At 73.5% G+C, this 5,114-nt stretch carries 6 protein-coding genes; 2 read left to right on the forward strand and 4 right to left on the reverse strand.

The window, feature by feature from the left end; all coding sequences use genetic code 11:
- The coding region (locus AB0L40_RS26390) for a hypothetical protein (protein ID WP_364361554.1) at window positions 1–200 on the reverse strand (200 nt) is incomplete at its 3' end.
- A 73-nt stretch (window positions 201–273) separates the two neighbouring features.
- Window positions 274–2,301 carry a transketolase gene (tkt, locus tag AB0L40_RS26395; protein ID WP_364361556.1) on the reverse strand — a complete coding sequence of 676 codons (2,028 nt, stop codon included), beginning with the start codon at window positions 2,299–2,301 and terminating at the stop codon, window positions 274–276.
- Window positions 2,302–2,590: 289 nt separating this feature from the next.
- Here tkt and AB0L40_RS26400 point away from each other — a divergent pair, with 289 nt between their 5' ends.
- The gene (locus AB0L40_RS26400) at window positions 2,591–3,082 is read left to right on the forward strand and encodes an inorganic diphosphatase (protein ID WP_364361558.1); all 492 of its coding nucleotides are present in this window, start codon (window positions 2,591–2,593) and stop codon (window positions 3,080–3,082) included.
- A 25-nt stretch (window positions 3,083–3,107) separates the two neighbouring features.
- On the opposite strand, the gene AB0L40_RS26405 is transcribed toward AB0L40_RS26400, so the two are convergent.
- The gene (locus AB0L40_RS26405) at window positions 3,108–3,668 is read right to left on the reverse strand and encodes a TetR/AcrR family transcriptional regulator (protein ID WP_364361560.1); all 561 of its coding nucleotides are present in this window, start codon (window positions 3,666–3,668) and stop codon (window positions 3,108–3,110) included.
- A gap of 170 nt (window positions 3,669–3,838) precedes the next feature.
- Here AB0L40_RS26405 and AB0L40_RS26410 point away from each other — a divergent pair, with 170 nt between their 5' ends.
- On the forward strand, window positions 3,839–4,294 hold the full coding sequence (locus AB0L40_RS26410) for a tautomerase family protein (RefSeq protein ID WP_364361562.1): 456 nt from the start codon (window positions 3,839–3,841) through the stop codon (window positions 4,292–4,294).
- A 134-nt stretch (window positions 4,295–4,428) separates the two neighbouring features.
- Here AB0L40_RS26410 and AB0L40_RS26415 read toward each other — a convergent pair.
- Window positions 4,429–5,114 (reverse strand): molybdopterin cofactor-binding domain-containing protein (locus AB0L40_RS26415; protein ID WP_364361564.1); only part of this gene is annotated, 686 nt, incomplete at its 5' end.

Genomic DNA, 5,114 nt, shown 5'->3' on the forward strand with positions numbered 1-5,114 from the left:
GCGTGATGAGCCTGCGGCCGGACGGCGCGTCCGGCGCGCTGCTGCAGTCCGTCAACCACGGGGTCGCCGTCTTCGGCGCGTTCCTCGCGGTGGCGGGCCGCCGAGGCGAAGGCCGCCGAGGCCGCAAGGGAGACGACCACCACGCCGACCACGACCGCGACGACGCCGACCACCACCCAGGCGCCGGCGACCCCGACCACCCCCGCCCGGACGACGCCCGCGAAGCCGCAGGCGCCGATCAGGGACGGCGCCGAGGAGTTCGGGAACTGAGGGCTACGCCCCGAGCAGCTCCTGCGCGCGCGCCGCGACGTTCTCCGGCGTGATGCCGAACTTCTCCAGCAGGACGCCGGCCGGGGCCGAGGCGCCGAAGTGGTCGATGCCGACCGTCGTGTCGGCGTAGCGCTCCCAGCCGAACGTCACGGCCGCCTCGACGGCGACCTTCGGGACGTTCACCGGGAGGACGTCGAGCTGGTACTCCTCGTCCTGCTGGTCGAAGAGCTCCCAGGACGGCAGCGAGACGACGCGGGCCTTGACGCCCTGCTCGCCGAGCAGCTTCGCGGCGGCGACGGCGACGTTGACCTCGGAGCCCGTGCCGATGACGATCACGTCCGGCTCCCCGGGGTCGGAGACGACGTAGCCGCCCTTGGGCACGCCGACCCAGGCGGCCTCGTCGCCGCCGTCGCGCTCCAGCGGCTCGAGGTTCTGACGGGACAGCGCCAGGACGGCCGGGCCGTCGAGATCCTCGAGGACCGTCGCCCATGCGGCGAACGTCTCGACGGAGTCGCCGGGCCGCAGCACCGTCAGGATCGGCATCGCGCGCAGCGACGCGAGGTGCTCGACCGGCTGGTGGGTCGGGCCGTCCTCGCCCAGCGCGACGGAGTCGTGCGTGTAGACCCACGCGGTGTGCAGGTTCTGCAACGCCGAGAGGCGGACCGCGCCGCGCATGTAGTCGACGAACTGCAGGAACGTCGAGCCGTACGGGCGGACGATGCCGCCGTGCGCGGCCAGGCCGTTGACGATCGCGCCCATGCCGTGCTCGCGCACGCCGAAGTGCACGTTCTGGCCGGCGCCGTCCTTCGAGAAGAAGCCGGCGTCCGGGAGGACCGTGTTCGTCGAGGCCGAGAGGTCGGCCGCGCCGCCGACGAGCGTCGGGACGAACGGCGCGAAGGCCGCCATCGCGCGCTTGCCGGCGATGCGGGTCGCCTCGGTGGCGGGCTCCAGCGCCTTGAGCGCGTCCTTCAGGCCGGGCAGCGGCTTGCCGTCCCACGCGGCGTCCCACTCGGCGGCGCGGTCGGCGTCGGCCTCGCGCCAGGCGGCGTAGCGCTCGTGCCACGCCTGGTGCGCGGCCGGGCCGGGGTTGTTCGCGCGGAACGCGTCGTAGACGCCGTCGGGCACGAGGAAATGCGCGTCCGGATCCCAGCCGAGGGCCTCCTTGGTGAGGCGGACCTCGTCCTCGCCGAGCGCCGAGCCGTGGGCCTTGGCCGTGCCCTGCTTGTTCGGCGACGGGTACCCGATGACCGACTTGACGTGGATCAGGGTCGGCTGCGTCGTGTTCGCCTCGGCCTGGTCGAGCGCCTTGCGGAGCTGGTCGAGGTCGTTGACGTCCGTGACCCGCAGCGTCTGCCAGTTGTAGGCCTGGTAGCGCTTCTCGACGTCCTCGGTGAAGGACATCGACGTCGGGCCGTCGAGCGAGATGTCGTTGTCGTCGTAGAAGACGATGAGCTTGCCGAGCCCGACGTGGCCGGCGAACGACGAGGCCTCCGCCGAGATGCCCTCCATCAGGTCGCCGTCGGAGGCGATGCAGTACGTGCGGTGGTCCTGGACCTCGGCGCCGTACTTCTGGCGCAGGAAGACCTCGGCCATCGCGATGCCGACGGCGTTGGAGATGCCCTGGCCGAGCGGACCCGTCGTGACCTCGACGCCCTCCGTCAGCGGCAGCGGCGTCGCGTCCGGGCCGGCGTCAGCGGACGGGAGGTGGAACTCGCGCTCGGGGTGGCCCGGCGTCTTGGAGCCCCACTGGCGGAACGCCTTGAGGTCGTCGATCGTCAGGTCGTAGCCGGCGAGGTGCAGCGCGGCGTACTGCAGCACCGAGCCGTGGCCGGCAGACAGCACGAAGCGGTCGCGGTCCAGCCACGCGGGCTCGGACGGGTCGTGCTTCATCCGCTCCGCGTAGAGGAGGTAGGCGACCGGCGCGAAAGCCAGCGGCAGACCCGGGTGACCCGAGTTCGCCTTCTGGACGGCGTCGATCGACAGCGTCCGGATCGTGTTGATGGCGAGGGTGGCGTCGGCGGTGCTCACCACTCCAGTATCCCGATCCTCGCGCGGGATCCAAGCGACGGGGGGTGAAGGCCCCGCAGACGGGGTGGCCCGGTGGACGGACGGCCCCCGCGAGCCGGCGCGCGGCGATCCCGTCGTCGGCGGCCGCCCGGACGGCCCGACGGGCGAGGTGACGGCGTTCACCCCGGGGAGCCGACGGTGCACACCGCCCCCCACCCGACCGGGGGATGGATGCGTGCCGAAAGGGCGCATCACCAGTGCCGATCGGCACCCCGGGCCCCTTCTGTGACGCCCGGACCGTAGAATCGCGCGGGTGTCCGACGATCTGCTGATGTTCGTGGAGATCCCGAAGGGATCCCGTAACAAGTACGAGTGGGACGAGGAGGTCGGCGCGATCGTCTTCGATCGCTACCTCTACTCCTCCGTCGTCTATCCGGCCGACTACGGGTTCATCACCGACACGCTCGGCGAGGACGGCGACCCGCTCGACGCCCTGACGCTCGTGTCCGACGCGACGTTCCCCGGCTGCCGCATCCCCGTGCGCGTCATCGGCCTGTTCAAGATGATCGACCAGGGCGAGGTCGACGACAAGGTCATCTGCGTCCCGGTCGCCGACCCCAACTGGAACGGCGTCGAGAGCCTCGACGACATCTCCGCCCAGCTGAAGACCGAGATCTCGCACTTCTTCGAGATCTACAAGCAGCCCGAGGGCAAGATCGTCGAGGTTCAGGGCTACCGCGACCGCGCGGAGGCGCTCGAGACGGTCAAGGCCGCCAAGGAGCGCCTCATCGCCCAGAAGGCCTAGCGCCTTCGCCGGGGTCGCCCGCCGGTCAGGCCGGCGGCCGCGACCCGGCGACCGCCGCCCCGACGACCGTGGCGAGCTCGCCCGCCACGCGTCTCAGCGGCTCCGCGCTGCCCTGCGCGCGGCACAGGACGATCGCGCCCTCGATCCCCGACAGCACCAGGGTCGCGAGCGACCGGGCGCGGTCCTCCCCCACGCCCCGGCGCACGAGCACGACGGCCAGGTCGGACTCCCAGGCGGCGAAGGCGTCGCCCGCCGCCGCCCGCGTGCCCGGTCCGGGCGCCGCGTCGACGGCGACGGCCACGACCGGGCATCCGGCCGCGTACTCGCCGGACTCGAGGACGCCGATCCACATGTCGGCGAACGACCGCACGGCCGCGACCGGATCGTCGCCCTCCAGCGCGCCGCGCAGCGCCCCGCCGATCAGGCCGCCGGCGTAGCGGGTGACCTCGATCGCGAACTCGTCCTTGCCCCCCGGGAAGTGGTGGTAGACGGAGCCGCGCGGTGCCCCGCTGTGCTCGAGCACGTCCGCGAACGACGTGCCGCTGACGCCCCGCTCGCGGAAGAGCTGGGCGCCACTCCTGATCATGCGGTCACGGGCGTCGGAGGTCGGCGGCATTGATCTATGCAGGAAAGCATAGTACGGTGCCCAGCACGTTCTATACAGACCTGCATAGAACGTCGAGATCGCCCGTCGCCGCGCCGCCCTGCCGGGCCGGCGTGGGGCGGGTCCGCCACCCGCCATCCCCGGAGGACCCCGTGCCGTACATCGACCTGACCTACCCCGAGGGCGCCCTGACGCCGGAGGCGCGAGCCGCGCTCGGCGAGGCGTTGACGACGACGCTGCTGCACGCCGAGCGCGCGCCCGACACCGAGTTCTTCCGCAACGCGACCTGGATCGCCGTGCACGAGCTCCCGGCCGCGCACGTGCTCGCCGCCGGCCGGCCGGCGCCGGGGCCGACGTTCCGCGTCGAGGTCACGACGCCCCAGGGCGCCCTGTCGGACCGCCGCCGCGCGGAGCTCGTCGCCGAGGCCACCCGCCTGGTCTGCGAGGCGTCGGGCATCCCGCAGGAGGAGAGCGCGCTGCGCGTCTGGGTGCTGTGTCGCGAGATCGCCGAGGGGAGCTGGGGCGCGGGCGGCCACGTGATCTCGTTCGCGGCGCTGAAGGCCGCGACGAGGGCGCAGCGCGAGGAGGCCGCGGCCGCGGCGGGCTGAGTGCGGGACCGGGCCGGGCCCCCGTGGTCCCTCAGACCGACGGTCGTCCTGGGGTGACGGGACGTGGTCGACCATTCCTCGGCAGGACGTAGGGAATCACGACCACGTCCCTTCCAGACGGATCGACATCCGCATCAGAGCGCCGACCGGTCGCCCGCCAACCCCGCCCACACGCGGTCGCGGCGCAGCGGGAGGGTGCCGAAGCGGACGCCCGTCGCGTCGCGCACCGCGTTGGCGAGCGCCGGCGCGACCGCGTTGAACGGGCTCTCGCTCATCGACTTCGCGCCGAGCGGCCCGACCGCGTCGTGGGTGTCGGCGAAGAGGACCTCGGTGCGCGGCACGTCCCCCAGCATCGGCACGTGGTACTCGCGGAACGACCGCGTGGTGACGCGGCCGGCGTCGTCGAGCCGGACCTCCTCGAACAGCGCGGCGCCGAGCGCCTGGACGACGCCGCCCTCGATCTGGCCGCGGCACTGGTTCGGGTTGACGACGAATCCCGCATCGGCGGCGTGGACGCTGCGGAGGATCCGGACCTCACCGGTCGCGGGCCGGACCGCGACGCGGAAGGCCTGCACGTCGAACGCGACCGAGCGCGGCGTCCCCCCGAACGCGCCCGTGGCGGACGGGTCGACGCCGGCGGCCGCGAGCGCGGCGTGCAGGTCGGCGAGGGAGAGGCGGACGCCGGCGGCGTCGATGCCGGCGGCGTCGAGGGCCGGCGGATCCGGGACGGCATCGGCCGGCGGGGGGCCGGCGGGGGCGTCGGCGGGGTACGGCCCGCCGCCCCCGGCCGCCCCCCCCCAGGTCGGGAGAGCACAAGGCT

The sequence above is a fragment of the Patulibacter sp. NPDC049589 genome, from assembly GCF_040675535.1.
Classification (GTDB): domain Bacteria; phylum Actinomycetota; class Thermoleophilia; order Solirubrobacterales; family Solirubrobacteraceae; genus Patulibacter.

Excerpts from the sequence above, each read along its gene's own strand:
- AB0L40_RS26405 (WP_364361560.1), bottom strand. The coding sequence starts at position 3,668 with ATGATCAGGAGTGGCGCCCAGCTCTTCCGCGAGCGGGGCGTCAGCGGC.